The sequence below is a fragment of the Pontibacter populi genome, assembly GCF_019336435.1.
Classification (GTDB): Bacteria; Bacteroidota; Bacteroidia; order Cytophagales; family Hymenobacteraceae; genus Pontibacter; species Pontibacter humidus.
In genome coordinates, this window is record NZ_JAHWXQ010000002.1 from 1,147,728 (window position 1) to 1,174,667 (window position 26,940).

The window sequence follows — 26,940 nt, forward strand, 5'->3', positions numbered from 1 at the left end:
CAACTTTCTAACTCTCTAACTTCTAAACTTTCTAACTATAAATACCTCGCTCCAATAGTACAGAATAAAACTAAAAACATTTAAAGCTACACCATCTCATGAACAAGGAACTACTCATCGAAACCAAACAGCTACAGAAAAAATATGTAACTGATACTGTAGAAACCACTGCTCTGGCAGGGGTTGATCTAAGCATTACCAAAGGCGAATTTGTAGCCATTATGGGCCCGTCCGGTTGTGGCAAGTCTACGTTGCTGAACATTCTTGGCTTACTTGACAGCCCGTCTGGTGGCGTATTTAAATTCTTAGGCGAAGACATTACAAATGCCAGCGAACGCCAGCGTGCCAAAATACGCAAGCAGAACCTGGGCTTCGTGTTCCAGAGCTTTAACCTGATTGATGAGCTGACTGTGGAAGAAAACATTGGTTTGCCACTTGCTTACCTGGGTGTAAGTAAAGCTGAGACCGAAAAACGCGTAATGGAAGCGATGGAACGTATGGGCATTGCACACCGCCGTAACCACTTCCCGCAGCAGTTATCCGGTGGCCAGCAGCAGCGTGCCGCTATTGCCCGCGCCACGGTGTCTAACCCAAGCCTGATACTGGCCGATGAGCCAACAGGTAACCTCGACTCGGTGCATGGCCGCGAAGTGATGGCATTGCTCACCGAACTGAACGAAGCAGGTACTACGGTAGTAATGGTAACCCACTCTCCTTCTGATGCCGAATATGCACACCGTATAGTTAATCTGTTCGACGGACAGATCGTGACAGAGAACCTGAACGTGAGAAAACATGTGGCAGAACTACTTTAAGGTTGCGCTACGCAATATTTACCGCAACAAAGTTTACGCTGCTATAAACATTGCCGGGCTGGCATTAGGTGTTGCCTCCTGCCTCCTTATTTTTTTATATGTGCAGGATGAGCTCAGTTATGAAAGCCACTTCAGTAAGGCCGATCGTATAGTTAGGGTTGCCGGCGAAATTGAGCACGAGGGACAGGTAAATAAATTTGCCTTGTCTCCTCCGGTGCTTGCCCCTATCCTACTAAAAGATTACCCGGAACTGGAGCGCGTAACGCAGCTTGCTAATGCCCGCAAACAGACCATCTGGTACAAAAACAAAAGCTATAACGAAGAGAACCTGCTGTTTGCCGACAGCTCTTTTTTTCATGTTTTTGATTATGAGTTCCTGGCCGGAGACCCTGCTACTGCCCTGGATGAACCCCGAACTATAGTTGTAAGCGAGCAACTGGCCGACAAGTATTTTGGCGGAGCTGAACAGGCTATAGGGCAAGTACTGAAATTCAGTCGCGACTCGTACATGGTAACGGGTGTTTTCCGTGATCAGGGTCATTCGCATATTCAGGCCAACGCTTTTCTATCCAGAAGCACCCTCGATACCAAACGCCAGGATGTCATCACAGATGATAACCACTGGTTTCACATGAACCGCTACACGTATGTGCTCCTGCGGGATAAATCCCAGATCGCCCCTTTCCAGGAAAAGCTCAAGACATTTGCGGCTACCCATGTAACGCCCTGGATAAAGGAAAACGAACTGGCTGCCAACATGACTTTCATGCTGCAGCCTTTGCCCTCTATTCACTTCAACACCGTTTATACGGATGATCTTTCTCCGGCTGGCAACATCAACTATATTTATATTTTTGCGGCAGTAGCCGTATTTTTATTACTCATTGCCAGCATCAATTACATGAACCTGGCAACTGCCCGCTCTGCCAAACGCGCTAAAGAAGTAGGCCTGCGCAAAGTAGTAGGCGCTTACCGTTCGCAAATTATCGGGCAGTTTATCGGGGAATCTCTCCTGATCACGTTGCTGGCTGTGGTGCTGGCACTTGCCCTGGTACAGATTCTTATTCCAACATTTAACGCACTTACCGGCAAGCATTTCGATGCCAATTTCTTCTTACAACCTGAAATTGCACTGGCCCTTTTTGCGATCATCCTGTTTATTGGTGCCATTGCAGGCAGTTACCCGGCTATTTTCCTGTCTGGTTTTAAGCCTGTAGATGTCCTTAAATCCGATAAAAGTCCGAAAGGCGGTAGTGCTGCGCTCAGAAGAACGCTGGTGGTTATCCAGTTCATGATCTCGCTCATCATGATCATCGGAACTATAGTTGTGTTCAGCCAGATGCAGTTTTTAAAGAACCGCGACCTGGGCTTTAACAAAGAACGGATCTTAACCATTGATATACCTGTAGGCGACTCGATGCTGGTAAAGCAACTGCCAACTATAAAACAGGAACTTTTAAGCAACCCCAACATAGAAAGCGTTTCCAATTCGGCCGACATTCCGGCTGAGTCTAACAGTACCATATTGATTTTTGCGGAGAAGAACGGAGCCACCTTACAGAACGCTATGGATGTGATGTTTGTGGATTATGATTTTGTAGATGTGATGGGGATACAAGTTAAAGAAGGACGCAATTACTCCCGCAACTATAAAACCGACCTGAAAGGCGGGCTGATCATAAATGAGGCGGCCGCAAAAAAAATGGGCTGGAAAGACCCGATCGGGAAAAGGATACAAATGGCTGACTGGGATGCTAAAGTGATCGGCGTTGTGAAAGACTTCCACGTAAAATCGTTGCATACCAAAGTAGCGCCACTGATACTTGCCCTTGTGCCTGAGTCGTCGGGTTATCTGCTCGTACGCCTGAAGCCACAGAACATGCCGGCAACTATAGGCTTTATACAGGAAAAATGGCAGGCCTTCGATACAAAGCACCCGATGGAGTATTTCTTTATGGACGAGCACTTTGACAAACAGTACCGTGCCGAAGAAAAGATGCTGACCGTGTTCGGTTACTTTGCCGGTTTAACGATCTTTATTGCATGCCTCGGTTTGTTCGGCCTCGCATCGTTCACAGCTGAGCAACGCACCAAAGAGATCGGGATCCGTAAAGTGCTGGGCTCCTCAACCGGAAGTATCGTACTGCTCCTCTCCCGCGATTTTGCTCTACTGGTACTGATTGCGATTGTGCTGGCGATACCCGTTGCCTGGTATGGCATGGATAAATGGCTGCAGGATTTTGCCTACCGCACCAATTTAAGCTGGTGGATATTTGCCCTTGCCGGTTTTGCAGCCATGTCGATTGCGCTGCTTACTGTTAGTTTCCAGGCGATAAGGGCAGCTTTGCAGGACCCCGTAAAAGCCATACGCACGCAATAAGTAACTATAGTTTCCCTTACACCTTAACCCAGATATCATGAAAAAGCTGCTTTACACGATTGCCCTACTCTTTCCGTTGGCTTTGCAGGCCCAGGATACGCATAAATTTAACCATACATTAGGGCTGGATGGCACCAAACAAAGCAATATACGCCTGGAGATTCCGGCTGGAGAACTTACCCTTAAAACTGGCAGCGCCCAACTGATAGATACGAAGGTAAACTATAACCTGAAAGACTGGAAACCCAGCACAAGCCTGACCCGCAGCAATGGCAGCACCAGCTTAACTATAAAACAGAAGAGCGACAACGGCAACAACAATGCCGGCGAAAACAAATGGAATGTAAGCCTGAACAAGAGTACGCCACTTAACCTGTCGCTAACGATGGGTGCAGGCAAGTCTAACCTGGACCTGAGCAACAGCCGGTTGCAGAAACTTAACATTGAAGCCGGAGCCGTTGGTTGCGACATAAACCTGAAAGGCAGTTCCGTAAAAGTAGTTGAAATTGCAGCCGGAGTAGGCGAACTTAACCTGGACATGACAGGCAACTGGGACCATAATGTGCAGGTAGATATTTCGGGTGGTATTGGCGAGGTAAACCTTAAATTACCTAAAAACACCGGTGTGCGCCTGAACCCGACCGGGCTAGGCAGCAAAAACCTGAATGGTTTTAAAAAGAATGGCAGTTATTACCAGAACGCGGCCTACGGTAAAAGCAAACATACGCTAACTATAAACGTATCCGGTGGCATGGGCAGCATAAATGTAGTGGAAGGGTAAAGCACATGTTGCTGCATCCGTGCACACTTTTACAGCTAAACTTTTAGCACCGCCCTCTGCATTCTGAGCTTCTGTTACCGACATAAACTATGAGATTACAAAAAATACTCCTGCTTCTTAGCCTTACTGCTTTACTTGGTTGCTCTACTGCCCGACCTGCACAAACCTCGCAGGAACAAGCCGATGATACCTACAAAGTATCGATAGACCTGACAAAGGTTAAGGACGACAAGGTGCAGGTTACTGTAGTAGCCCCGGAACAGAAACAGGAAGAACTTATTTACAACATGCCCAAGATCGTACCGGGCACGTATTCGGTCTCAGATTTCGGTAATTTTGTAACAGAGTTCACAGCCCTGGATAAGAAAGGTCAGAAGTTACCGGTAGAGCAACTGGATGTAAACCGCTGGCGCGTAAAGAATGCCGACGACCTGCACACCATAACCTACTGGGTTGATGACACCTTTGATTCCACCAAAAAGTCTGAAGCCATATTTGAGCCGGGCGGAACAAATATTGAAGCCGGAAAGAACTTTTTGCTGAACACCTTCGGGTTTGTGGGTTATTTTGATGGCTTGAAGCAGGTACCCTACCAGCTAACTATAACCAAACCGGAAGGCTTTTATGGTTCAACGCCACTGATCGCGACCTCCTCCACTTCCACAACAGATACTTATTTGCTGTCGGATTATGTAACGCTGGCCGACTCTCCGCTTATGTACAACCGCCCCGACACGACCATACTTGATATAGGTGAAACCGATGTGCTGGTATCTGTGTACTCCCCGAGCGGTAAAGTAAAATCGCAAACTATAGCTACCAACATTGAAGATATCCTGAAAGCACAGCGCAGTTATTTGGGCGGCAAACTGCCGGTAGATAAATATGCGTTTTTGGTTTATGTGCCGCAGCGTGTTGGTAAATCCGGTTCTTTTGGCGCCTTGGAGCATTCCAATTCATCGGTTTACTTTTTGCCCGAGATGCCTGAAGAACAGTTCAGCAGCACGATGCGCGATGTGGCAGCGCACGAGTTTTTCCATATTGTAACGCCGCTAACGATACACTCCGAACAGATCGGCAACTTCGATTTCATAAACCCGGATATGTCTGAACACTTGTGGATGTACGAGGGTGTGACGGAATATTTCGCCTCGCATGTACAGGTATATGAAGGCCTGATTGACCTGGATACCTACCTGAACAAGATACAGGAGCATATTGCCACCGCCAAAGCGTACTATAACGATACGCTCCCGTTTACAGAAATGAGCGCCAATGTGCTGGATAAGTACGAAAAAGAATATGGCAACGTGTACCAGAAAGGCGCGCTTATCGGCTTGGTGCTGGATGTACGCCTGCGCGAGCTATCTAATGGTAAATACGGTCTCCGCGACCTGATGCGCGACCTGGGCAAAACCTATGGCAAGGACAAATCTTTTAAAGATGAGGAGCTTTTTGATAAGATAACCGAGCTGACCTACCCGGAGATCCGCGAATTCTTTACAAAGTACGTGGAAGGAAGCGAGCCGCTCCCGCTGGAAGAAACTTTCAGGAAAGTGGGCATCATCTATCAGCCTTTGTCGAAGCAGATGATAAATTCTTATGGTGGCTTTGTGCCGGGTTACGATGCCGAAACAGGCAGAATTATAGTTGAATCTACGGAAGGGATGGATGCTTTTGGGAAAGAGCTCGGGCTTAAAAGCGGCGACCAGCTCCTGAAATGGAACGGAACAGAAATATCACCAGTCAACATCCGCCAACTCATAGGTGAAGATCTACAGGCCATGCAGCCCGGTGATGAAGTGACAGTAACCGTGAGTCGCAAAAACAAAACCGCAAAACCTACCGAGGTAACACTAAAGGCAAAGGTAAAGCAAATGGAGCGTATGGTACCGCATTACCTGCAGCCAGACCCCGAGGCCACACCACAGCAAAAAGAGCTCCGCAACGCGTGGCTAAACTTAAAAACAGAATAAATCCCAACCGGACAAAACAATAAATAAAAAGCCGCAAACCCTGCGGCTTTTTTCATATCATCTGTTTTACAACTATACAGATATACAACATATTGTGAATTTTTAATTTATAGCTTGACCAATACCCGGACCCGCAAGTTTGTTTAATAACCGGCAAAAAGTATAGTTACTTATTGTGGGAATTATCTAATTTTGCACTCTATTATCAAGCTATAGTTTGTATGCCCTTTAACTTTTGCCGCTTTTTTTTACTGGTTTCCTTCTTTTTATTTTCAGTTACGGCGTTTGCACAGGGTTTCCGGGTGAGCGGCACCGTACGATCGGCAGCAGATAACGAGGTATTGATAGGTGCTACCGTAGCCGTGCCGCAACTACGGCTAGGCACGACAACCGATGCAAACGGCTTTTATAGTTTAAATCTTCCTGCGGGTACCTACGAGCTGCAAACCACTTACATTGGCTTTTTGCCGGCAACACAAACTATAACAGTCACCACTTCTGGCCAAACTATAAACATCAGCCTGCAGGCTACAGAAAACCGGTTGAGCGAAGTAGTTATTGAGGGCAATTCGCTCCAGCAAAAACTTATGGATAACCGCATGAGCGTGGAAAAGCTCAGCACTGTGGAAGCAAAACTGCTGCCTGCTCTTTTCGGGGAAGTAGACCTGATCAAAACATTACAGCTAAAACCGGGTGTACAATCGGGCGGCGAAGGCTCGTCGGGCTTGTATGTGCGCGGCGGGGGCCCGGACCAGAACCTTGTCCTGCTCGACGATGCTGTTATTTATAATCCATCCCACCTTTTCGGTTTCTTCAGTGTATTTAACCCCGATGCCGTTCGCAGCGTGGAGCTTTACAAAGGCGGATTTCCTGCTCAGTTCGGAGGGCGCTTATCATCGGTTTTGGATGTGCAGATGAGCGAAGGAAACAATGAAAAGCTGCGTACAAGCGGTGGTATCGGCCTTATCTCATCCAGGTTAAGTTTAGATGGCCCTATCGTAAAAGACAAACTGACATTCCTTGTTTCGGGTCGCCGCACGTATGTGGATACCTTTACCCGCGTCATAAATAAGCTCAACAAGGACACTAAAGATTACAATCCCATCCCCGATTATTATTTCTATGATTTTAACGCGCGCCTGAACTATAAACCTACGCCCCAGGACGAAATAATGGTGAGCGGCTATTTTGGCCGTGACTTTTTTACGTTTGATGACGATGCCGATTTCAGTTTTTCGTTTGACTGGGGCAATACGATGGGTGTGATCAACTGGCGCCACAACTATAATTCGCGCTTGTTTTCCAACACTTCGGCCTCGGTAACCGGCTACCAGTACAACATCCTGAACCAGATAGATGTGTTTAGTTTCAACCTGCGTTCCGATGTAAAAGATATTACCTTAAAAACCGATTACGTGTGGGCGCTGGACAACAAGCATACTCTAAAATTCGGGGCACAGGCAACAAACCATAGTTTTACGGTTGGCCGCCTCAACTTCGAAAGCGACGACGCCAGGCAGAATTTCAGTTCCGGCAATACCTACAAAGCAAGTGAGTTTGGAGCCTATCTGTCAGATGATTTTACAGTAAATCCGTTGCTGTCTTTTAACTATGGCTTGCGCATATCGGGCTTTAACAGCCAGGGAAAAACATACGCGGCTTTTGAACCACGTGCAGCGGCACGCTATAATCTGTCTGAGAACACAACTATTAAAGCGAGCTACGCCAGCATGATGCAGTACATACACCTGCTGGCCAACTCCGGTGCTTCGCTCCCTACCGATATCTGGTTTCCGTCCACGCCCCGCGTAAAGCCGCAGCGCTCGCAACAGGTAGCAGCCGGCATCAGTCACTTATTCGGCAACGGTAAATACCTTGTTACCAATGAAACCTACTATAAATGGATGCACCGCCAGATCGATTTCCGGGATGGTGCCAACCTCTTTGTAAACGACAGCCTGGAGAGCGAATTCCTGTTTGGCAAAGGTGAAAGCTACGGCAACGAGATCTACTTCGAGAAAATAAAAGGCCGTACTACCGGCTGGTTCGGTTACACCCTATCATGGACCTACCGCCAGTTTGATGAGATAAACGAAGGCAAACGCTTCCCGACGCGCTACGACCGCCGCCATGACCTGAGCCTGGTAGTGCTGCACAAGCTGAGCAAACGACTGAGCCTGACCGGTGCCTTTGTTTATGGTACCGGAAATGCCTTTTCGCTGCCGGTTGCCCGGTTTGCTTTCCAGGATGTGGAAGGTGAAGAACCCAGCTATGTACCTATCTATGAAGACCGGAACAGTTTCCGGTTAGATGCCACTCACAGGCTGGACCTGGGCGTTGTCTGGAAGCTAAAGCCTAAACGTGGCGAGGCCGACCTAACCTTTAACGCTTACAATGCCTACAACAGGCGAAACCCTTATTTTGTGTACTTCGAGCAACTGAAGGACGAGGAAGAGAACCAAACGATAGGCTTCCGGGCCAAACAGGTTTCTTTGTTCCCGGTTATTCCTTCTGTTACCTATAATTTCAGATTTTAATGAAACGCTTTTTATACTTACTCCTGCTGCCGTTGTTTTCTATAGTTGGCTGCAACATGGAAAAAGAGATCGATATCGTGTTGCCTCCGCACGAGCCTCAACTGGTAGTAGAATGTTACCTGGAGCAAAACAGACCGTTCCAAGTTACAGTATTGGAGACTTCTTCTTATTTCGACGCCCCGACTCCACCTATAGTTCCGGATGCCGAGGTGTATATCACTTACCGCGACAAGCGTATAAAACTAACTTACAAGCCCGGATATAACAACCGGACAAATGGCTATTACACTCATTACTCTTACACAAAAATGCAGGGCAAGCCCGGCGAAATTTATGGTATTGAAGTAACAGATGGCAAAGGTCGGAAGGTAACTGGATTTACTACTGTTATGCCAAACGTACCAATCAGTAATGTGGAATGGAAGTTTAACGACAAGGATAAAGCCTATCTGCTCACCACGTTCCAGGACGATCCGAACAAGAAAAATTTTTATCGCTACGTGACCCACCGAAGCAGCCTACGGAACAACTCGGATCGTGAGTTTGTAACTACTGATGAACTAACCAATGGTAAGGAAACGTCCTATGGCTCGGCTTATGATTACGAAGAAGGCGACACACTGATTCTTTCCCTTTTCAACATTGAAAAGCAATACTACGACTTCCTGCAGTCTGTAGAAGACGCCAAGAACTCCAACGGCAATCCGTTTGCGCAACCAGCCAAAGTAAAGTCATCTGTGCAGGGCGGCTTCGGCATTTTCACTAATCTCGCCATAGATAGGAAAAAGGTAATTATCAGTAAGTAAATCTGCCAGTTTCTGATTTTGGTTTAGAAGCTTTTGCTGCGGATACAGGTTTAACCACTGCCAAAATAAGAGGAATTTTACCGCTTCTTGGCTTTTCCCTAAAGAGGGATAAGAGTTGTCTGAATCAGGATTAAGGATTTACAGGCTTGGGGCTATTGCTATAGTTTAAACTATAATTTTATAGTTATTGCTTCTCTGCTGGCGCGAGCGTCCTCGCTCGTGACTTACGATGGTGTTGAGTCTCCAGACTCAACTGGCCCGACAGGGACAGGCATAGTAGTAGCGCTGGATATAGTTCTATAGTTGGCATTGGTCCAACCACCCCTACCCCTCCTTGTCTAAGGCGGGGAGCTTTTTCTGCTACTGCTATAGTTGGAATTATCGTTTTATAGTTGACGTATTAACCCACCCCTACCCCTCCCAAGAGGGGAATCTCTGCTATAGTTATAGTTAAGTGTATAGTTTTATAGTTGCTGTCTTAACACCCCTGTAGTCCCCTCAAGGGGACAATTCTGCCAATATCAATTTCTAAACTATAGTTTTATGGTTCCAGTCTACGAGCAGGACAGGTTTACCTGTCCCTACGAAACTACCACCACGATAAATCTCGAAGCTTACCGGTTCAAATTGATAGAAGAACTATAGCTATCGAACTGATCACAGTCTTTTGGTGGAGCGCCTTGTAGATTTGTGGTGCCGCCAGGCATTGCGACGTCAGGAGCGAAGCAAATGTACACCGCGCGATGCCCGAAGACGGGGCCTCCCGGCCGTGAGGGCACCAAAGTTAACTATAAAACTGTAGCTTTGTAAAGCTCCCAGGATTAGAAGCAGCTATGAAAGAAAAGGCTTGGTTCCAGCTGAAAAGACTTTAACTATAAGCTGAGATAGGTTTCTCACTTCGTTCGAAATGACAAAAATAAAAAGTCAGCTATAGATCATTTCAAGTCTCAAAGCATTCCAAACAAAGAGGCTTACATCTTGATCTATAGTTTTACTTAAATACAAAAGGCCCGGACTATAGTGTAGTCCGGGCCTTTTGTAAAATTATAGTTGTATTTACTGGATAGCAATCAGTTCACGGATAAGTCTTGTCATGCGTGGTTCGGCTACAGCGGCTGCATCTAAAATATCGCTTAGGATAACTTTTTTGATCCTGTCTGGTGTGCCCATATCGGTAATAACTGACACTGCAAAAACAGGAACGCCCATGTGGCGCGCAGCAATCACTTCCGGCACTGTAGACATACCTACTGCATCAGCACCAATTGTACGGATGTAGCTGTATTCGGCAAGTGTTTCGAGCATTGGGCCCGGCACAGATGCATAAACACCTGTACGTACTGTAAAGCCTTCTTTCGCAGCGATCTCAACGGCCTGCTCTACCATTTTACGGTCGTAGGCTTCGCTCATATCCGGGAAGCGTGGGCCAAGCTCGTCCAGATTAGGACCCAGCAGCGGGTTAGACGGCTGCAGGTTGATGTGGTCTGTCTGGATCATTAGGTCGCTCACATTATAGTCCGGATTTAGGCCACCAGATGCGTTAGATACAAACAGCTTCTGAACACCCAGCAACTTCATAACACGAACCGGGAACACAACCTGGTGCATGGTATAGCCTTCGTAATAATGGAAACGGCCCTGCATTATGATAACACGGCGGCCTGCCAGCGTACCTAATATCAGTTTACCAGAGTGGCTCTCTACTGTAGAAACCGGAAAATGCGGAATATCAGCATAGTTCAGGCTAAACTGTATATCTATCTCTTTTACCAAAGCGCCAAGGCCGGTGCCCAGTATAATCCCAAACTCAGGTGCAAAATTTTCGGTGTTAGCCTGTATATAAGCTTTCGCTTCGTGTAGTTGCTGCATCATAATGCTGATTCTAAATAGCTGAAGGAATGATTAATTGAATTTAATGGTGCAAAATAGGCGATTTTATAGTTCTGAATAAATGACTTTCATCACAGGATTCAGGTATTAAACTATAAACTCCTGAACTATAGTTGCTGGCAAGTTGCAAAAAATTACCCTGCCCCGAAAACAAAACCGCCGCGACTATGCATTAGTCGCGGCGGTTTAAACTATAGATTTCCTCTGAGAGACTCGTTATTACTCTACGCTCAGGTTATAAGGCATACGTGTCTGCATCCCCTGAATGTGCTCTACTTTTTTGTACATGTTGTAAAGTGGGTAAAGTTCGCCAAGTTCAGCTTTTACCTGTGCCTCTTTTACCTGCTTGCCTGCATCGCCCATCAGCTCTTCCACAAAAGACTTACGTGCCGGTAATTCGGTAATTCTGTAATCGTCTTTGATGTTGGCTTTGGCTGCTGCAATTTCAATAGCTGTTTCCAGGCCACCGAACACATCTACCAGGTTACGCTCTTTGGCCTCAGCGCCAGACCATACACGGCCTGATGCATATTCCTTCAATTTGTCCTGCGACATACCGCGGCCCTGTGCTGCTTTTTTAGTGAACACATCGTAGATCTGGTTGATCTGGCGCTGCACCACTTCTTGCTCAAACTCAGTCATTGGTCGGGTAAGCGTTGGCACATCAGAGTACTTGCCGGTTTTCACGTTATCTATCGTAATGCCCAGCTTGTTGTTCATAAAGCCCTGTATGTTCGGGATAATACCAAACACACCAATACTACCGGTAATAGTGTTCGGGTGCGCTACAATCGTATCGCAGCCCATAGCCAGGTAATACCCACCAGATGCCGCCACATCAGACATAGAGGCAATAACCGGCTTCACTTTTTTGGTTAACTGTATTTCGCGCCACATCACATCCGAAGCCAGTGCGCTACCGCCCGGAGAGCTGATACGCAATACCACCGCTTTCACTTTATCATCCATGCGGGCCTTACGGATCGCTTCCGCAAAACGCTCGCTGCCGATCTCATCATCATCGCCTTTGCCATCCACAATATCGCCTTCAGCATAAATTACAGCAATGCGGTTCTTAGATGAGTTTGACTCTTTTTTGCCTTCCGCTTTTTTGTACTTCGACAGCTGTACCAATTCCAGTTTGCCATCTTCTTTTACACCTGATTTTTCTTTCAGGTAAGCAATGGCCTCGTCGTAGTAACCAACATCTGTAATCAAGCCATATTTCTTGGCATCTTCCGCGTCACGTACCAGCAGGTTATCAGAGATATTCTTCAGTTCTTCGTAAGATTTATTGCGGGATTTAGCAATGTTGCGCAGTTGATAATCGTTGATCGAGTTCAGGAAAGACTGCATCTGCAGGCGTGCCGGCTCGCTCATTTTATCCAGGAAGAAAGGCTCTACAGCACTCTTAAATTCGCCTACTTTAAATATCTGCGGCTTGATGTCCAGCTTATCCAGGGTACCTTTAAAGAAGTAAACTTCAGAGCTCATGCCGTTAAATTCTATCGTGCCCAGCGGGTTTACATAGATTTTATCAGCTACAGAAGCCAGGTAATATGCTTTTTCCTGCGACAGATCGGTGTAAGAAACAATGAACTTACCAGACTTCTTAAAGTCGATCAGTTCGTTGCGGATCTCTTCGAGTTTGGCCATTCCGCCATCAACAAAACGCATGTTCAGGAAAATACCTTTAATGTTGTCGTCGGTTTTTGCTTTGCGGATAGATGCCTTTATCTGGTCCAGGCCATCAGTGCTTGAGAAGCCACCGAAAGCAAAACCAAGTTCCTGCCACGGATCCTGCGGATCGCGCTCAGCAATAGGTTTATCGAGTTTAAGCTCCAGAACAGAGTTTTCCACGATGCTCACTTCATCTTTAGATGCAGCACTGGCAATAATGCCCACCATGATCAGGAAACTGATTAAGGAGAATAAGAGCAGGCCAACTATAGTTGCCAGCACATATTTCAGGAATTGTAACATATCAGGGTTTGTGTGATTATCAATTTGTTAACGGAGATCGCTCCCTACTACAATAAACGAAATTAAAGCTTATAGTTCAATAGCCATCCCCTTACTCGACCAACCTCACTATTGTATAGACAAACTTTTATAGTTAGAAAGTTAAAAAGTGTGGAAGTTAGAAAGTTATTTGTGTTCCGAGTCAAAAGTACCTTTTTAATCTAACTGTTAAGCTAACTTTTTTTGAGATCAAACGATCATCGAACCATCACTTTCTAACCTTCTAACTTCCAAACTTTCTAACTTTTAGTATCTGTATTTCTTTCCCCATTGGGCTTGTAGTTGCTTTCGCATTTCTACTTCGCGGCCGTTGTTTCCGGGGTCATAAAAAGCGGTGTTGGTTAGCTCTTGCGGCATAAATTCCTGCTCTACAAAATTGCCTTCGTAATCGTGCGCGTATTTATAGTTGTTGCCATAACCTATCTCTTTCATTAGCTTGGTTGGCGCATTCCGGATGTGTAACGGAACAGGCAGGTTTCCGGTTTGCTGCACCATTTGCCGGGCTGTTTTAATAGCCTTGTAACTGGCATTACTTTTAGGTGATGTTGCCAGGTAAACCGTGCACTGCGACAATATAATTTCTGCTTCCGGGTACCCGATCATCTGCACTGCCTGGAAACATGAAGTTGCCATTAACAACGCGTTGGAGTTAGCCAGGCCAATATCTTCGGAAGAGGCGATAAGTAATCTGCGGGCAATGAATTTCGGATCTTCGCCACCTTCTATCATGCGGGCAAGCCAGTAAACTGCCGCGTTAGGGTCGGAGCCACGAATGGACTTGATAAATGCTGAAACCAGGTCGTAATGCATCTCACCGGACTTGTCATACATTACGATGTTCTGCTGCGCTACCTGCTTTACCAGGTCGTTGGTAACTACTACTTCATCCGCACCCTGCACGCCTTCAGCCACAATCTCCAGCAAATTTAAAAGCTTGCGCGCATCGCCTCCGGATATAGTCAACAGGGCTTCATATTCTTCTACCCTAACTTTGCGGTGGCGCAGCCACTCATCCTGCTCCAGCGCTTTGTCTACTAACTCTATCAGTTCGTCTTTGGTGAGGTGCTTTAGTATATACACCTGGCAACGCGACAATAGCGCCGAAATAACTTCGAAAGACGGGTTCTCGGTGGTAGCGCCAACTAAAGTTACAGTGCCTTTCTCTACAGCGCCTAGCAAGGCATCCTGCTGCGATTTATTAAATCGGTGAATTTCATCTATAAACAGTACCGTTCCTTGTCGTTTCTTGGCCTGGTCTATTACTTCGCGGATATCTTTAACACCGGAGTTGATCGCGCTCAGGGCTACAAAAGGCACCTTCATCTGGTTGGCAATAATGTTCGCCAGTGTGGTTTTGCCTACTCCCGGAGGTCCCCACAGGATCATGCTTGGTATAACGCCGCCCTCAATGTAACGACGCAAAATACCATCAGGACCAACCAGGTGCTTTTGTCCGTAATACTGATCTAAATTATGCGGCCGCATGCGCTCGGCCAACGGTATGTTAGGGTGAATCATCTACGCTATCGTTTACCTGTTAAGGTTTAAAACAAAGTTACGGATTTGATAACAAAGAGGTAAACCTATAGTTTGAGCCGGCATTATAGTTTGTCATCCTCATCTGTAGTCTCTATCTTGTTTTCCCGCTCCAGATGTTCGCGTGTTGCTTCGCTGTCGTCGCGCATGGCAGGCTCGGTCATGGGGCTGTATTCTGGCTTCTCATCACCAAACAAAACACCCCACTGTTTAAAGTCCTCGGTTCTGTCAAATACTACCTTTAAAACTGCAATGATCGGCAGTGATAAAAACATACCCGCAATACCGGCAATCTCGCCACCCACAACCACGCCAACTATAGTTGCCAGCGCGTTTATCTTTACTTTAGAACCTACAATGCGCGGCATCAGGATATTATTATCAAGGAACTGCACACCGGCAATTACACCCAGCACCGTAAGTATAGGCCATAGTTCGGAAGAGGAGGCCAGTGTTAACAACACACCTATAATATTGCCCAGCAATGCCCCCACGTAAGGGATCAGGTTCAGGAAAGCGAAGATCAGCCCGATCAGTAAGGCGTGTTTTATCCCGATGATCAGCAGAATTCCTCCTAACAGAATGGTCATGTACGTAACCTGTATCAGCAACCCGAAAAGGTAACTTTTAATGATCACCTTCATTTCGCGCAGGGTTTCTTCTACGTTTTCATGCTTCTCTTCCGGAAACCACAGGAACACAAATCGCAGCAGCAGGTTTTTGTAAAACAGGATCAGGAAAATATAGATCGGCAGCAGGCCCAGGAAAACCACCAGAGCTGTTACGGAGCCAGCCGCACCACCCAGCAACCCAGCGGCATAGTCGAGCAGTTTGTTGCTTTGTTCATTTATAAATTTTAATTGCTCGTCGGTTGAGAATGGGGTTATACCCTCCAGCCAGGCACTAAGCGCACTCAGGTGGTTGGTAACGTTCTCCTTTATAGTTGGAAAATCTGTGATCAGGGCGCCAATCTGCATGGCAAAAAACCAGATGATACCGCCAAATACGATGGCCAGCAATAGCAGGCTTACAACTATAGCTAGCGCATCGGGGAATCTACGCCGCTTAAAAAACTGGAACACCGGCAACAGCATAATGCTCATAAAAAATGCCATCAGCAAGGGAGCCAGCAGTCCTTTTGCCAGTACAATTCCCCATCCCAGAAAGAAAAGGCCCATTACTTCCAGTGCCCTTCTGGCTGTTACAGGCATTTTTTTAATACCATCCATAGTTTCAGTATAGTTTGCAGGTCGTCTTTATACGGTATAAATTTAATTAGCGCGTACCTTTGCGGCATGAGTAAACAAGTACAGGTGCACGGGGCACTTTTCCTGGTGGCCCTAATATACGGCAGTAACTATAGCATAGCCAAAGAAGTAATGCCTTATTATGTAGGTCCTTATGGCCTTATCGTGATCCGGGTGGTGTCGGCGGCAATCTTTTTCGGAATATTTTCGAGGTTGGTGGTAAAAGAGAAGATTGTAGGCTGGGCTGATAACATGCGGTCTGTACTTTGCGGCATTACCGGCATTGCCATTAACCAACTCTGTTTCTTTGGTGGCCTTAACCTTACCTCTCCTATTAATGCGGCGCTGCTGATGGTTATCGTTCCGATCATCGTGCTTATTTTCTCGGCTATACTTTTGCGCGAGCGGGTAAGTATGCGCAAGGTGGGCGGAATAGTGCTGGCCTGTTCCGGTGCTTTCCTGCTGATCTACACGTCGCGTGGTGAAGCTGCTACCGGTAATTTGTGGGGTGATCTGCTTATTATATTAAATGCTGCAAGTTATGGCTTGTACCTGGTGCTGGTAAAGCCGCTGATGCAGAAATACAATGCCTTCACCATAGTTAGCCGCATTTTTGCCGTAGGTGCCCTCATTGTTGTGCCTTTCGGATTTAACCAGGTAATGAGCCCGGATTATAGTTCGTTTCCAGAGGAGATCTGGTGGGCGATTGTGTTTATGGTGCTGGCGGTAACTATAGTTGCTTACCTGTTCAACACCTGGGCGCTGCGCTATGCCAACCCCTCCCTGGTGGGTGCTTACATTTACCTGCAGCCGCTTATGGCTATAGTTGTAGCTATCGGTTTCGGGAAAGATGTTTTCACCCTGCAGAAAGGGATTTACGCGCTCCTGATATTTGCCGGGGTATACCTGGTAAGCCGGACAAGGCAGAATGTTGGTGTAAGTGAGTAAGCTCTAAATCAGGATTTTCTGGTTAGAGGATTAACAGGATTGGGCTTTGGTTTAAGTAAGGACTTCGTTTTATAGTTGCCGTTGGTCCAACCACCCCTTTATCCCCTCCTTATCTAAGGAGGGGAGCTTTTACTGCCTCTGCTTTAGTTTATCCATCGTTTTATAGTTGACAATTAACCCACCCCTGCCCCTCCCGAGAGGGGAATTTCGGCTATAGTTATAGTTTAGGTTATAGTTCTATAGTTGCAATCCACGAAGAGGACAGGTTTACCTGTCCCTTTGAAACTATGAACCCGATCAATCTCGGAGCTTACCGGTTCAAGCTATAAACACTGGTAACTATGCGAAACTTCTCAGTCTTTGGGTTGAGCGCCTTGTGAATGTCTGGTGCCGCTAGGCATTGCGACGATAGGAGCAAAAGAGATTCGCGCAGCGCGATGCCCGAAGACGAGGCCTCCCGGCCATGAGGGCACCGAAGCCAACTATGACAACTATAGGTACCTCGAGCTCCCAGGATTGGAAGTGGCTATGAAAGAAAAGGCTTGGTTCCAGTTGTAGAGACGCAAACTATAAGCTGAGATAGATTTCTCTCTGCGTTCGAAATGACAAAAGAAGAACTTAGCCCAGACACTAGCAGGAGCTGCGCACGCTGCTAGGTCTTTGCAAATCCTGCAAATCCCCTTAAATCCCGCTTCAAACAAAAAGTCCTGCCAGAATGAACTGACAGGACTTTTATACTTTATACTGCTATAAGCTTAGCTTGGCTGGTGCGATCTGTTGCGGTTGCCATTACTACGGCTGCTACCACTACGTTGACCTCCTCCTCCACTGCCGCCTCTATTTTGTGAGCTGGAGTTGCCGCCAGTGCTTGCGCCGGCAGGTTTGTTGCCCCAGCGGCTTCTGCCACCGTTGCCACCTTTTTTCTTTTGCTCCTTCATGGTAGATGCTGCTTCGGCAAAGTCTTTGGCAGTCATCGGGTATGGGTGGTTATCTATTACCGGAACATTCTTAGCAATAAGCTTCTGAATACTTACCAGGTACGAAGTTTCTTCGCCATCGCAAAACGAAAGCGCTGTTCCACTTGCTCCGGCACGACCGGTACGGCCAATGCGGTGCACGTACGTTTCCGGCTCGTTTGGCAGTTCATAGTTGATCACGTGGTTCAGGTCATCCACATCAATACCACGCGCGGCGATATCGGTTGCAACTAATACACGGGTACGGCTGGCTTTAAAATTATCCAGCGCACGCACACGGGCATTCTGCGACTTGTTTCCGTGAATTGCTTCGGCCTGAACTCCGGCTTTAGCCATATCCTTCACTACTCTGTCAGCGCCATGTTTAGTTCTGGTAAATACCAGTGCACGCTCAATTTCATTGCCTTTCAGCAAATGTATCAGCAGGTTCTTCTTGTCGGCTTTCTTTACATAGTAAACTGCCTGCTTTATAGTATGTGCCGTACTTGATACCGGTGTAACTTCTACTTTAGCAGGATCAACCAGTATGTTATCCGCCAGCTTCATGATCTCCGGTGCCATCGTGGCCGAGAAGAAAAGCGACTGGCGTTTTGCCGGTATCACGTTCAATACTTTGCGTACATCATGCACAAAACCCATATCCAGCATGCGGTCCGCTTCATCCAGTACAAAAATCTGCAAGTGACTTAAGTCTACAAACTTCTGCGCCATCAGGTCGAGTAAACGACCCGGTGTTGCTACCAGTATGTCTACGCCTCTTTTCAGGGCTTCGGTCTGTGGGTGCTGCGATACGCCTCCAAAGATAACCGTGTGCTTGAGGCCGGTGTTGCGGCCATAAGCGCCAAAGCTTTCACCAATCTGTAGGGCAAGCTCACGGGTTGGCGTCAGTATCAGCGATTTTATAATGCGCTTGTTACGGTCCTGAGGCAAGGCATGCAGTAACTGCAGAATCGGAATGGCAAAAGCAGCTGTTTTACCAGTACCGGTTTGCGCACAACCTAACAGGTCGCGTTTCTGAAGTATGTAAGGAATTGCTTTTTGCTGTATCGGGGTGGGGTTGGTGTATCCTTCTGTTTTAAGAGCGTTTAGGATAGGCTCTATCAGGTTCAATTCGTTAAATGTCATGTAATTGGTCTTATGATGCTGTACAGTACCATGTGTACTGGCTCAGCTTTGCCCGGGAATACATTGCATTTGCGATCAATCCCGGCGTTATTCTTTCTATCAACCTTTAAAGAGGGAGTATGGTTCTATTTGATCCATAATGATTGACAGTTTGCAAAGGTACGCTTAAATATGGTAGCTTCCTATGCCGGCCTATTAACGTGCTTCCGCAACTATAGTTCAGTATCAGGTATGGCCTATGCGCATGGCAACCGGGAACTGCACGTCGTAGGTTCTGCCATCGGGCCAGGCTTTCTTAAATTTTTCAAGCATTTGGTCTAACGGCGAATACCCGTTTTTTTCTTTGTAATGCTGCACTGCCGACCAGGAGTTAAGATATCCCAGCAAATCGTTCAAAGTCCAGGTGACAGTTATAGCTAGCTCCGGCTTCTCTTCTATCTCTTCAAAAGGGAAAGGTATAGTGGTATAGTTTTCATCGATATAGTTGCGTTCGGTATCCCAATAGCCGTCCAGCACATTATGGTAGAAATCTCCTAAAACAGGGTTTACGTCCGGCGATATTCGGGGCAGGTTGTAACACCAGACCGCTATTACGGCATCCGGTTTAGTTACCCGGTAAACTTCGCGGTAAAACGCATCAAAATCAAACCAGTGGATGGCCTGCCCTACAGTAACCAGGTCGATGCTGTTATCCGGCAAATTTGTTTCTTCGGCGCGGGCAAGCAGATAATGGATGTTGTCTTTTTTGACAGCGTTATCGAGTTGCTGCTGGCTTATATCGGAAGCATAGACCAGGTGACAGCGCTCGGCCAGCTTGGCTGCTACCTGCCCGTTGCCGGTTCCGCAATCCCAGGCATTGGCATAGTGTGGTTTCAGGCTGAAGATAAAATCATACAGGGTATCCGGGTACACCGGCCGGAACTTCGCATACAGGTTTGCCTGCGCCGAAAAATTATCTTTCGCTTCTTTCATAGACCTACTTTTTGAGGAATGACAGCAGAGGAGTTATAAATTTATCAAAGGCTTCGATGTGCGGCATGTGCCCTACTCCTTCCAGTTCAACCAGGGTGCTGTTCTTTATCTTTTTAGCAGTGTCTTTGCCAAGTTGCGGGTAATTACCCATTGTTGCCGCTACTTCTTTCGGAGCCAGGTTCTTGCCTAAAGCTGTGCGGTCGCGCTGCCCGATAATAAGTAAAGTCGGCATTTTTAGCTGATCGAATTCATAGAGAACAGGCTGCGTAAAGATCATATCAAATGTCAGCGCGGCATTCCAGGCAATGAGCGGGTAATTTTCGTTAATGGTCCAGCCGGCCAGCAGTTCAGCCCACTCGTCGTATTCCGGTTTCCAGTTGCCGCCATAGTAGTTTTCCAACTGGTACTTTTTAATCTTGTCGTAGTTCTGCTGCAATTCGCCTTTGTATGCCTGGTCTACTGATTGGTAAGGTGCCTTACGCTTCCAGTCTTCCAGCCCGATCGGGTTGGCGAGTATCAGTTTCTCCGTCATGTCCGGGTACATCAGCGCAAAACGGGTGGCCACCATCCCGCCCATCGAGTGCCCCAAAACTGCTACTTTTTTAACGCCTAAGGTATCTAGTATAGCTTTGGTATTTTGTGCTAATAACTGAAAGGTATACTGCAGATGCTCTGGTTTAGAGCTTTTGCCAAACCCGATCTGGTCGGGGATAATAACACGGTAACCCGCTTTCGATAGAGCTTCAGCAGTTTGCTTCCAGTAAGCACCGTTGAAGTTTTTGCCATGCAGTAACATCACAGTTTTGCCATTTGCCTTTGCCGGTTTCACATCCATGTAAGCCATGCGCAGGTTCTGCTTTTGTACGGTAAGCGGCAGGTACTTGACAGGAAATGGGTATGTATAGTTCTCCAGGTTAATGTCCAGGTTTTTGAGCTTTTGCTGCTGGGCTATAGTTGGTAACTGCAACAACAAAATGGCAAGTAGAAGTAAAGCGGTTCTTCTCATTTCTGATCAGTTTTAGATATTAATCTATACGGAAGCTGAATTTGGATTGTATAGATTATCAGAACTGCGAATCTCAGGATTTGTTTTAGAACTGAGATTTTTAAGACTTGATAGATTTTAGGAAGAGGCTGAGTTGATATCTATAGTTAGAAAGATCTATAGTTATAGTAATTATCATGGCGCGAGCGTCTTCGCTCGTGTCGACTATAGTTTGGCCTCTGGCCCAGTCAGATTATAAATCCAATTTTATAGACAAGACACGAATTACAGATTTGCATTAGCACGGTTTAGACCAAACTATAGTCGAGCGGCCATCGCTGAGCTTGCTTTTTCAAAGCAAAGCAAGTTGAAAACTTGCTCCCATACACAGCCACAAGTTACGCTGAAGCTAAACTTGCGGCAGAAGCGTCCTTCGGCTCATCTCGAATAATCCCTTTAATAACTGCCCAATCCCGGTTCATACAAACAAAAAACGCCCGGCCTTATAGAGACCGGGCGTTTTTAAACTATAGCTAAAGGCTAATTAAGCCATTACTTCATTCAGGTTAGGTAACTGCAGTCTGCCAAAGCGGTGCAGCGTGTTCAAATGCGAGCGCACGGCTTGCATAAAGGTTTTGCTCTCAATATAAGTGAGGTTAAATTCTGAGGCGGTTTGCTTGACAATGTCTGCAATGGCCGGGTAGTGCACGTGACTGATGCGCGGGAACAAATGGTGCTCGATCTGGAAATTCAGTCCGCCAACGTACCACGATAACCACTTGCTCTTGCGGGCGAAATTCGCGGTAGTGTTCAATTGATGGATCGCCCAGTCATTCTCTATAACACCGGTTTCACTTGGCAGCGGATGGGTAGTTCCCTCAACCGTGTGCGCCAACTGGAAAACAGTAGAAAGAATGATACCGACTGTAAAGTGCATCACCATAAAACCAAGTAAAACCTCCCAGAAAGGTATACCGAAAATGAGCGTCGGAGCTACCAGGATTGAGAAGAAGTATAGTATTTTAAAAGCTACAATTTTAATAAAAGCAACTGTGTTTTCTGACCCGGAACTAGCATTTACCCCGCTTTTGATGTACTTGAAAAACTGTATGAAATCTTTTAGAGTTACCCAGTAAAGCGTGAGCAATCCGTAAAAGAACAAAGCGTATGCCCACTGCAACCTGTGAATGAATTTCACTTTTGTATGTGGAGAAAAACGCAGCACGACCATATCATCAATGTCTTCGTCCATCTCCACCACATTGGTATAAGTATGGTGCAAGATGTTGTGTTGCAATCTCCAGTTAAAGGCTGAAGCACCCAACAGGTTCACGGAGTGCGCCATCAGGTAGTTCATGGTTTTGCTATTGGAAAAAGCACCGTGATTGGCATCGTGCATCACACTCATGGCTACACCGGCCGCGCCTATACCCATCACAATCCAAAGCCCCAGACTTATTGCTATATGCGGCGTAAAAGTGAGCAGGACCGCAAACGGAACTACATAGAGTAAAAGCAGCACAATGCTCTTTACCATGATGCTGGTGTTACCGTATTTTGGTAGTTTATTCTCTGAAAAATAAGCGTCCACACGTTTGCGGAGCGTCGGGAAAAACAGACTCTTGTCTTTGTTAACGAATTTTACTTTGCCTTTAAGCTTCATTTAATCTACTTGATAATCTAAAAAGTACGCACATTCCAAAAGCTGTTTTACGACTCAGCGAGACTCTGTGGTTACGCCAGCTTAACTAAAAACAGGTTGTATCCCTTTCTGTTTCTCTAAATAGAGACTTTGAGATGATACAATAAGCACGGATCTACGCAATTGGGGTGCAAATATAAAGGGGGAACGGGATAAATCAGCTTTCAGCAACTATTTCATTTTTTAGCCGATAGCTTCGTTCAAACTCGGTAGCCTTCCAAAGCGGTGAAGTGTAGCAATATGTGAGCGCACAGCTTGTCCGAATGTTTCATTCTCCATGTACGGGATGCCAAATTCGGCTGCTGTTTCTTTCACAATACCAGCAATCGCCGGATAGTGCACATGGCACACACGCGGAAACAGATGGTGCTCGATCTGGAAGTTCAGGCCACCCACGTACCACGACAAGATCTTATTGTGACGGGAGAAGTTAACGGTCGTATTCATTTGATGAATAGCCCAGTCGTTCTCAATAATACCATGCTCGTCTGGCCTCGGGTGGGTAGTACCTTCTACCGTGTGCGCCAACTGGAACACGACAGTCAGGATGATACCTGCCACAAAGTGCATTAACAAAAAGCCAAGCAGCACCTGTAAAAACGGAATCCCGAAGAACAGTGTCGGCACCCCGAAAATCACAAAAAAGTATACAGCTTTCATGGCCACCAGTTTGGCAAACCAGAATCTGTTCTCAGCGGTTGTGTTGTTGTTTACACCGTTCTTTTTGAAGAGCGCATACTGCACAAAATCTTTTGCAACCACCCAATAAAGCGTAAGCAAACCATAAAAGGCGAAAGCGTATATCCATTGTATTTTATGGAAGAACTTCACTTTTGAATGAGGATTAAAACGCAGCACCAGTCTGTCCTGTATGTCTTCGTCCATCTCCACCACATTGGTATAAGTATGGTGCAGAATGTTATGTTGCAGTTTCCAGTTAAAAGCAGAGCCTCCCACTAAATTTAAGGTATGGCCCATCAGGTCGTTTACACGCTTGCTTTTAGAAAAAGCACCATGGTTGGCGTCGTGCATAATACTCATGCCTATACCTGCTACGCCCAGGCCCATCACAAACCACAGCAGCAAACTAAGCGGATAAGCCGGTTGAAAGGCGAGCAGCGCTAAAAATGGTAAAAAGTAGACTAACAGCAGCACCACACTTTTCACTTTCATGGTTGTGTTGGCGGTAGTCGGAATATTATTTTCGGCGAAGTAGGCATCTACCCGTTTGCGGAGTGTAGCAAAAAAGAGGCTCTTGTCTTTGTTGACAAACTTGACTTTGCTTTGCAGCTTCATAGTTCTATAGTTGTGTGCTATCGAAATTCACACAGCGAATCAGAAACTCAAAGGTGAATTGCGATAATTGAAATGCAAACGTGCCTGTGCAACGCTTACTATAGTTAACCAAAGTAGTTACAGCTTCAAATTTTACCGCCCTTTACTTTGTAATAGTATGCAAGGTAACTATAAATAGGAGAAATCTGACTAATGCACCTAAAACTGGCATTCGGACTATAACCTTTCCACGAAGCTTATAGTTCAGGCAAGGCTTTTTAGCGGCTTGCCTGAACTATAAAACGCTGCTTAAAACTGTTTACTATACATCGTATAGTTGCGTGGCAACTGCTTTACGCGCGCTACGCCGGGCAGTTAAAAGAAAAACCAGGCTTAATGTAGCTAAAGTTGCCATAACACCCGTCATAGGTACCATGGTCCGGTTGTGCAGGTAACTAACTAAAGCTGATGCCAGTGCCCCTGTGCCCATCTGCAAACTACCCAGAATAGCCGAAGCACTACCCGCATTTTTAGTGAACGGCGACATGGCCAACGCTGACGCATTCGGGTTGATGATGCCCAGGCTGAACATAAATATGAAAAGCAATGCCAGTGTACCCAGCGCACTTAAACTGCCCGTAACACTACCAAACACCAGCGCAATAGCTGCAACAAACTGAATAAACCCAATTTTTAAGGTAAGCTGCTTACTTGTACTTCGGCGCAGCAGCAACCTGTTAACCTGGCTGCCAAGGATGTACCCGGCTGCATTCATGGCGAAAGCAATACCATACTGCGTGTCGGTCAAGCCAAAGTGCTCCATAAACACATACGGCGAGCCCGAAATGTAAGCAAACATACCTGCCGCAGCCAGACTCCCCGAAACGGCATATGTCAAAAATGTTCGCTCTCTGAAAACCAGACTGAAATCGCGGAGTATGAACCTGGGTTTAAGCGAAATGGATGCATCTGCTCCCCTGCTTTCGGGCAACAACCGCGCTACTGCAAAAAGAACCGCTGCGGCTATAGTTGCCAGTACTACAAATATGTATTGCCAGCCCAGGTGTGCTGTAACATAGCCGCCTATAGTTGGCGCAATAATCGGAGCTACCCCCATCACCAGCATCAGTGTAGAAAACACGTTTGGTATATCCTTCAATGGGAAGAGGTCGCGTACCATGGCCCGGCTGGCTACCATACCCACACAGCCACCCAGCGCAAGCAGCAGACGCAACCCGATCAGCCATTCCACCGACGGCGCCAGCGCACAACCCAGCGAAGCCAGCACAAAAATGCTCAGGCCAATTATCAGCGGCTTTTTACGTCCGAACCTGTCTATTAAAGGGCCATAGATCAGTTGCCCCACGGCTATACCAATAAAGTAACTTGTAAGCGACAACCCCACATGGGCTATATCGGTTTTAAGGTCTTTGGCAATGGCCGGGAAGCCCGGCAAATACATATCAATAGCAAAAGGGCCAACCGCTGCCAGCGCACCCAGTACCAGTATTATAGTTCTGTATTGTTTTTTAGTCATGTAAGATGGCAGATGCCAGGAAAAAACGAAAGCGCAAACTTAACTCATTGAGCTAAGCTTTGCGCTTTCAGAAAGTATAATTTTATTTTAATAACCGATCGTAAAACGCTGACGGATAAACTGTGGTTTTTCCAGTTCGTCTAGCACAGCAACTGCATAGTCTTCGTAAGAAATGTTGCTTTCGCCTTTTTCGTTCATTACAGGATTTTCTGTACCCAACCGGAATTTACCGGTACGTTCGCCCGGCCCGATCATAAAGGCAGGACTGAAGAAAGTCCACTCCAGGTCTTTTTCCTGCTGGTAAACTTTTAGCGAATCGCGCTGTGCTGAGGCACCTTCTTTCCAGTCAGCCGGAAAATCCGGGGTATCTACGGCCTGCACGCCAGGGGCAACATACAAACTACCGGCACCGCCGACGTTTAATACACGCTTAACACCTGCTTTTTTGGCTGCCTTTATAACTGCTTCAGCAACCTTATTATGGCTCGAGTAATCTGTACCAGGCCCCCAACCAGAACTATAAGATACCACTACGGCATCCTGTCCTTCTATTTTAGCGGCAAGATCATCTGCATCCAGTGCATCGCCTTTTGTAACTACCAGGCTTTCATTTTCTAATGTAAGCTTAGACGGGTCCCGAACTATAGCTGTTACTTCGTGGCCCCTGCTCAGTGCTTCGTGGGTAATACGGCTTCCAACATTTCCGCTGGCTCCTATAATGGCTATTTTCATGGTTTTATGCAGTTTTAGAGTTTCGATGACATTGTTATATAACAGCTAGCCTGAACTATAGTTCAGGATTTCGTGCCACTTATTTTAACTCCTTTTCCAGGATCACCATGCCACGGTATTCCGGCTTCATGGTTTCAAAGTCTAACCTGTAAGTACCGCAGTGGGTATAGCCATTCTGTTCATAAAACCGGATGGCATCATGGCTGCTGTCCATGGCTTTCAGCCAGATAACTTTCTTATTTCTTTCCCTGGCAAACTGATCTGTAAACGCAACTACCTTCTTTCCAATTCCTTTTCCGGAGGCTGCTTTTGTAAGGTAGATCCGCTCCAGTTCCAGGGCATCTTCCGAACTATAGTTTTCCAATGCTTTATCGATATTTAGTTTAAGGAAGCCTACCAGCTCATTATCGGCATGGATCAGGAAAAAGGCAGCATTATCATCTTCCAGCTCCTTTTTTAAAGCGGCATCACTAAAGCTGCGCTCAATGTACCAGGCACCGCCATCGTGCCATAAGTGCAGGTAATGATCGCCGTAGGAATTAAGGGCAATGTCCTGCAGGGTGTGCAGGTCAGAAATGGTGCAGGGAACTATAGTAACAGTTGCCATAGAAAAGCATAAGTATGAAACGGATGTAAAAGTACAGTACTTTGGAGCAAGGGTAAAGCATAAACCGAATTTTATAGTACAATAAATACT

The 26,940-nt window shown here is 46.4% G+C and carries 19 protein-coding genes; 7 read left to right on the forward strand and 12 right to left on the reverse strand.

The window, feature by feature from the left end; genetic code table 11:
* Positions 1-98 precede the first annotated feature (98 nt).
* The 6 genes from KYK27_RS11505 to KYK27_RS11530 all read left to right on the forward strand — a co-directional run bounded on the left by KYK27_RS11505 (position 99) and on the right by KYK27_RS11530 (position 9,295).
* Positions 99-815, forward strand: coding sequence for an ABC transporter ATP-binding protein (locus tag KYK27_RS11505; protein ID WP_199110137.1), 717 nt, complete (start codon positions 99-101; stop codon positions 813-815).
* A complete protein-coding gene (locus KYK27_RS11510; RefSeq protein WP_199110138.1) occupies positions 796-3,195 on the forward strand; it encodes an ABC transporter permease in 2,400 nt (799 codons plus the stop codon). The genes KYK27_RS11505 and KYK27_RS11510 overlap by 20 nt, the downstream gene beginning before the upstream one ends.
* A gap of 37 nt (positions 3,196-3,232) precedes the next feature.
* On the forward strand, positions 3,233-3,976 hold the full coding sequence (locus tag KYK27_RS11515) for a toast rack family protein (RefSeq protein ID WP_199110139.1): 744 nt from the start codon (positions 3,233-3,235) through the stop codon (positions 3,974-3,976).
* 89 nt (positions 3,977-4,065) lie between these two features.
* Positions 4,066-5,952, forward strand: a complete 1,887-nt coding sequence (locus KYK27_RS11520) for a PDZ domain-containing protein (RefSeq protein ID WP_199110140.1) — start codon at positions 4,066-4,068, stop codon at positions 5,950-5,952.
* Between the two features lie 221 nt (positions 5,953-6,173).
* Positions 6,174-8,489, forward strand: a complete 2,316-nt coding sequence (locus KYK27_RS11525; protein ID WP_199110141.1) for a TonB-dependent receptor — start codon at positions 6,174-6,176, stop codon at positions 8,487-8,489.
* Positions 8,489-9,295, forward strand: a complete 807-nt coding sequence (locus KYK27_RS11530) for a DUF4249 domain-containing protein (protein WP_199110142.1) — start codon at positions 8,489-8,491, stop codon at positions 9,293-9,295. The genes KYK27_RS11525 and KYK27_RS11530 overlap by 1 nt, the downstream gene beginning before the upstream one ends.
* A gap of 1,056 nt (positions 9,296-10,351) precedes the next feature.
* Here KYK27_RS11530 and KYK27_RS11535 read toward each other — a convergent pair.
* The 4 genes from KYK27_RS11535 to KYK27_RS11550 form a co-directional block, all read right to left on the reverse strand.
* The gene (locus KYK27_RS11535; RefSeq protein WP_199110143.1) at positions 10,352-11,167 is read right to left on the reverse strand and encodes a purine-nucleoside phosphorylase; all 816 of its coding nucleotides are present in this window, start codon (positions 11,165-11,167) and stop codon (positions 10,352-10,354) included.
* A gap of 237 nt (positions 11,168-11,404) precedes the next feature.
* Positions 11,405-13,168 (reverse strand): signal peptide peptidase SppA, encoded by a 1,764-nt coding sequence (sppA, locus tag KYK27_RS11540; protein WP_199110144.1) that lies wholly within the window; start codon positions 13,166-13,168, stop codon positions 11,405-11,407.
* A gap of 285 nt (positions 13,169-13,453) precedes the next feature.
* Positions 13,454-14,725 (reverse strand): replication-associated recombination protein A, encoded by a 1,272-nt coding sequence (locus KYK27_RS11545; protein ID WP_199110145.1) that lies wholly within the window; start codon positions 14,723-14,725, stop codon positions 13,454-13,456.
* 83 nt (positions 14,726-14,808) lie between these two features.
* Positions 14,809-15,972, reverse strand: a complete 1,164-nt coding sequence (locus tag KYK27_RS11550) for an AI-2E family transporter (RefSeq protein ID WP_233150388.1) — start codon at positions 15,970-15,972, stop codon at positions 14,809-14,811.
* 66 nt (positions 15,973-16,038) lie between these two features.
* On the opposite strand from KYK27_RS11550, the gene KYK27_RS11555 reads away from it, so the two are divergent.
* Positions 16,039-16,938 carry a DMT family transporter gene (locus KYK27_RS11555; protein WP_199110146.1) on the forward strand — a complete coding sequence of 300 codons (900 nt, stop codon included), beginning with the start codon at positions 16,039-16,041 and terminating at the stop codon, positions 16,936-16,938.
* Between the two features lie 755 nt (positions 16,939-17,693).
* Here KYK27_RS11555 and KYK27_RS11560 read toward each other — a convergent pair.
* The 8 genes from KYK27_RS11560 to KYK27_RS11595 all read right to left on the reverse strand — a co-directional run bounded on the left by KYK27_RS11560 (position 17,694) and on the right by KYK27_RS11595 (position 26,850).
* Positions 17,694-19,040, reverse strand: coding sequence for a DEAD/DEAH box helicase (locus KYK27_RS11560; RefSeq protein ID WP_199110147.1), 1,347 nt, complete (start codon positions 19,038-19,040; stop codon positions 17,694-17,696).
* A 225-nt stretch (positions 19,041-19,265) separates the two neighbouring features.
* Positions 19,266-20,012 carry a class I SAM-dependent methyltransferase gene (locus KYK27_RS11565; protein WP_199110148.1) on the reverse strand — a complete coding sequence of 249 codons (747 nt, stop codon included), beginning with the start codon at positions 20,010-20,012 and terminating at the stop codon, positions 19,266-19,268.
* Between the two features lie 4 nt (positions 20,013-20,016).
* Positions 20,017-21,018, reverse strand: a complete 1,002-nt coding sequence (locus tag KYK27_RS11570) for an alpha/beta fold hydrolase (protein ID WP_199110149.1) — start codon at positions 21,016-21,018, stop codon at positions 20,017-20,019.
* A 523-nt stretch (positions 21,019-21,541) separates the two neighbouring features.
* Positions 21,542-22,660, reverse strand: coding sequence for a fatty acid desaturase family protein (locus tag KYK27_RS11575; RefSeq protein ID WP_199110150.1), 1,119 nt, complete (start codon positions 22,658-22,660; stop codon positions 21,542-21,544).
* A 222-nt stretch (positions 22,661-22,882) separates the two neighbouring features.
* Positions 22,883-23,995: a fatty acid desaturase family protein gene (locus KYK27_RS11580; protein ID WP_199110151.1), complete on the reverse strand. Its 1,113-nt coding sequence runs from the start codon at positions 23,993-23,995 to the stop codon at positions 22,883-22,885.
* Positions 23,996-24,296: 301 nt separating this feature from the next.
* Positions 24,297-25,511: a multidrug effflux MFS transporter gene (locus KYK27_RS11585; protein ID WP_199110152.1), complete on the reverse strand. Its 1,215-nt coding sequence runs from the start codon at positions 25,509-25,511 to the stop codon at positions 24,297-24,299.
* An 87-nt stretch (positions 25,512-25,598) separates the two neighbouring features.
* On the reverse strand, positions 25,599-26,243 hold the full coding sequence (locus KYK27_RS11590) for an NAD(P)-dependent oxidoreductase (protein WP_199110153.1): 645 nt from the start codon (positions 26,241-26,243) through the stop codon (positions 25,599-25,601).
* Between the two features lie 79 nt (positions 26,244-26,322).
* Positions 26,323-26,850 carry a GNAT family N-acetyltransferase gene (locus KYK27_RS11595; protein WP_199110154.1) on the reverse strand — a complete coding sequence of 176 codons (528 nt, stop codon included), beginning with the start codon at positions 26,848-26,850 and terminating at the stop codon, positions 26,323-26,325.
* Positions 26,851-26,940 lie beyond the last annotated feature (90 nt).